This window comes from uncultured Boseongicola sp., from assembly GCF_937988555.1.
GTDB lineage: Bacteria > Pseudomonadota > Alphaproteobacteria > Rhodobacterales > Rhodobacteraceae > Boseongicola.
In genome coordinates this window covers 1-3,489 of sequence record NZ_CALJXO010000223.1, presented here as the reverse complement: position 1 = coordinate 3,489, position 3,489 = coordinate 1, and the positions used below count along the sequence as shown (strand labels likewise).

At 54.6% G+C, this 3,489-nt stretch carries 4 protein-coding genes; 3 read left to right on the top strand and 1 reads right to left on the bottom strand.

From position 1 onward, the window contains the following. The first annotated feature begins 193 nt into the window (after nt 1–193). Entirely contained in the window at nt 194–745 is a 552-nt protein-coding gene (locus Q1B15_RS13690) for a hypothetical protein (RefSeq protein WP_299754470.1), read from the top strand. Between the two features lie 419 nt (nt 746–1,164). On the opposite strand, the gene Q1B15_RS13685 is transcribed toward Q1B15_RS13690, so the two are convergent. After that, nucleotides 1,165–2,052 carry a LysR family transcriptional regulator gene (locus Q1B15_RS13685; protein WP_299754468.1) on the bottom strand — a complete coding sequence of 296 codons (888 nt, stop codon included), beginning with the start codon at nt 2,050–2,052 and terminating at the stop codon, nt 1,165–1,167. Nucleotides 2,053–2,157: 105 nt separating this feature from the next. On the opposite strand from Q1B15_RS13685, the gene Q1B15_RS13680 reads away from it, so the two are divergent. Continuing rightward, on the top strand, nt 2,158–3,156 hold the full coding sequence (locus tag Q1B15_RS13680; RefSeq protein WP_299754466.1) for a TRAP transporter substrate-binding protein: 999 nt from the start codon (nt 2,158–2,160) through the stop codon (nt 3,154–3,156). Between the two features lie 72 nt (nt 3,157–3,228). After that, a partial coding sequence (locus tag Q1B15_RS13675; protein ID WP_299754464.1) for a TRAP transporter small permease subunit occupies nt 3,229–3,489 on the top strand: 261 nt, incomplete at its 3' end.

Below are 3,489 nucleotides of genomic sequence, written 5' to 3'. Positions count from 1 at the left end.
GTTAATAGCGCAACTCTACCGAAAACGGAGCGGACGCTCGAAGCTTCAAAACTTCCCGTGAGTTAAGAAAGCCATGAGCGGTTGATCAGGATCAAGACGCTCCGATCGTGAATCAGCCCAAACTGAAAACAGTAGAGAATCGGTTTACGAACAACTGACGATGCGCCCAAATCACGGTCTATGAGGAAGACACATGAATTTTCGAGGTTACAAGCATTGCGCCACTGCCAGCCTTCTCATCTTGCTGGTTGCTTGCGCTCAGCCTGCCGATGAGCAGGCCATGGTTCCAGCATCCATTTCACCGGTTTCTTCGGCTAGCACTTATCGAGGTGCGGTTTCGGATGTCACGGGATACGGAGGGGAAGAAACCAATCCACTTTGGACGTCCGAAATCTCGTCCGATGCCTTTCAGACCGCGCTGAAAACGTCACTCCAAAAGGCAGGAATTTTCTCGGAGTCCGGACCTTTCACCCTGAGAGCCGATATACTCAGCGTTGATCAGCCGATGGTAGGCTTTGACCTCACCGTGAAAATGTCGGTGCGATACAATTTAATAGATGCGCGTGGCCGAATTAGGTTCGATCGAACGATAACATCTAAATACACGCTTGGCGTGTCAGATGAATTTCTAGCGATTGAACGTTTGAGAAAGGTTAACGAGGGCGCGGCTAGGGAGAATATCTCGCAACTTCTGAAGGTCTTGGGTGCGCAGGTCTCCACATCGTCTGTTGGGCTTTCGTCGTAGAGCATCGAGGCGCTTCTGCGCTCGGCGACGGCTTAGTCCGCACACCGACGTTTCAGCCAGCAAAAATGCTGCATAATGCACGAAAGTCCGGTTCGACGGGCCGCACCGCAGCATCCTGAGGTGGACGTGAACGGCAGCAATGGGCCGTTCATGTTGGTCGGGGCGAGATCGTTTGGCAGGATCGCTGCGATGCGGCTAACGGCAGCAAGGAGCCCATTTTACAGAATGCTGCGCCAGGTCTGAACGGGCGCGAAGCGCGCAAAGCTGGCATTGCTTGGCAAAGACGGCCCTTTGCGGACTTCCGTCAACTTATCAGATAGCGGCATCACAGCTTTCACGTTACTACCGTTCGTGCAACGCGCAGCATTTTTGGCACCCTGAGGTATTCAGGTGGCAATTCCAACTTCAATCCTCGGTGCTTAAAGGTCCTTTTTCAGAAGAAACTCAACAAACATCTCCATCGCGCCCTCTACGGCACCAACCTTCCAGAAGGCCACCGTCTGAAGCTGTTCAGTTATGTCTTCAATCGGAACTATGGTGAGCCCCGATCCGATCGAATTCCCAACGCTGTCTGTCAGGATTGTGACGCCCATCCCACACGCGACCAGCCCCAGGATGCCGGCGGTGTTGAAGGCCTCTTGCACGATGCGCGGAACAAAGCCCGATCTGCGGCACAGCGGAAACAGGTAAGAATAGAATTGTTCCCAATCCTTTGACGAGCCGTGGACGAAATCTTCGTGCGCCAATTCCTCCATGCGGATGCTCTTGCGCGTTGCCAATGGGTGGCTTTCATAGACAACGCAGACAAATCTCTCGGATTGAACCGGGTGCTGCTCGTACCCTGTGCGGCTGATCGGGCCGGTGACAAAACCAATATCCAGTTCCCCATCGTCAAGCTTTTGAAGCTGGGTCACTGTCACATCATGATGGGGTTGCAGGATAATGCCCGGCTGTCGGTCCTGAAAGTCCTTCAACAGGTTTGGCAGCCGACCTGCAATCGCCATATCGGTATAGCCGATACGCAGAGATCCCACCTGGCCCAGATGTGAAAGTCGCGTGTTATCAACGATATGCTCGATCGAATTGATCACGCCCCGGCACCCTTTGAGAAAAGTTTCACCAGCCTGGGTGATTTGCACATTGCGGCTGGACCGGATGAACAAAGTGACGTCAAGCTCTCTTTCAAGATACTGGATTGCACGGCTGAGCGCCGGTTGTGCGACGCCAAGCCGTTCTGCCGCACGCCTGAAATGCAATTCCTCGGCGACAGCAATAAAGTAGCGAATATGTCGTAGGCCAAATTTCATGATACCCTTTTAGCATCAAACAAGACCAATTTGATATTATACTTGCAACATTACCTGTGGCACCCTGGGTCGATAACAAAACAAAAAACCGACATGGAGAGATCAATGCCACCTTTCAAATCAATGCCCGTTGCGGCATCCCTTCTGACATTCGCCTTATCTGCCCAGACCGCACTTGCCGGTGACGTGGTCATCAACCTGGGCTATGCCGCCGCCGAGGGAAGTTCCTACGCGGTTCTGGCGGATAAATTTGAAGCACTGGCCGAGGAGTATTCCGGCGGCACCATCGACGTCAAAGTCCGTTGCTGCGGCCAACTGATGGGCGAGGACGAGGCCTTCAAGGCGATGCAACTGGGCACGGTCGACATGCACGTGATCACCGGCAACAACATCTCGCCGCACTTTCCGTTGATGGACGCGTTTGTGCTGCCCTATATCTTTGAGGACAAGGATCACGCCTACCGCGTTCTTGAAGGTGAAGTCGGCGCTGATTTCTCTGCAAAGCTAAATGCCGCAACCGGTGTGCATTTGCTGACGTTTGGTTTTGTCGGCGACCGCGATTTCTACAACTCGCGCAATCCGATCACCAAGATGGAAGACATGGCGGGCCTCAAGGTACGGGTGCCCAAGAACCAGGTGATGATCGACACATTTACCGAATTTGGGGCGGCCCCCATCCCGCTGCCATGGGCAGATACGCCCACCGCGTTGCAGACCGGCACGGTTGAGGGCGCCGACAACGGCACATCCTTTATCAAGTCGCAAAAATTCTACGAGATTATGCCGCATTTCACCGTGCTTGAGCATTTCAATTACTTCTCACCACTGTTCGCAAGTGACCGGATCATGGGCAAGCTGGACGATGATCAACGCGCCGCGGTGATGAGGGCCGCACACGAGGCGGGGGTTTTCCAGAAAGAGGAAATGACCCGCAACGTGACCGAGATCCGTGACTTCCTGACCGGCGAGGGCGGCATGAAAACGGCCGAGTTTGAGCGTGCAGATTTCATCGCGGCGGGCCAGCGTGTGCAGGACAAATACGCGGCAGAAAAAGGCGATGACTTTAATGCGCTTCTCGCGGCCATCCGCGCGGCTGCGAACTAAACCACTCTCCCTGAACACTGGGCTGCGATTATCTGATTGCAGCCCGCTTTTCCCCAGCGTCAGGAGGCTGCTGTGCTGAGCAAACTTGACCGGCATTTCGAAGAGGTTCTGTGCACCTTGTTTCTCTGCGTTGTGGTGGGGTCGGTGCTGATGCAGGTGGTCCTGCGCTTCTTTTTCCACACAGCCGCCGTCTGGGCCGAAGAAACCGCCGTTTATGGCATGATCTTTGCGGTTTATCTGGGGGCGACGATGGCGGTGCGCGAACGCGCCCATATCCGGATCACACTGCTGGTCAGCCGCCTTCCCAGGGCGCTGCAGGTGGGGTGCGTGGTG

Bases quoted from the DNA above. Each gene is read 5' to 3' on its own strand.
- Q1B15_RS13680 (WP_299754466.1), top strand. From the start codon at position 2,158: ATGCCACCTTTCAAATCAATGCCCGTTGCGGCATCCCTTCTGACATTC.
- Q1B15_RS13685 (WP_299754468.1), bottom strand. From the start codon at position 2,052: ATGAAATTTGGCCTACGACATATTCGCTACTTTATTGCTGTCGCCGAG.
- Q1B15_RS13690 (WP_299754470.1), top strand. From the start codon at position 194: ATGAATTTTCGAGGTTACAAGCATTGCGCCACTGCCAGCCTTCTCATC.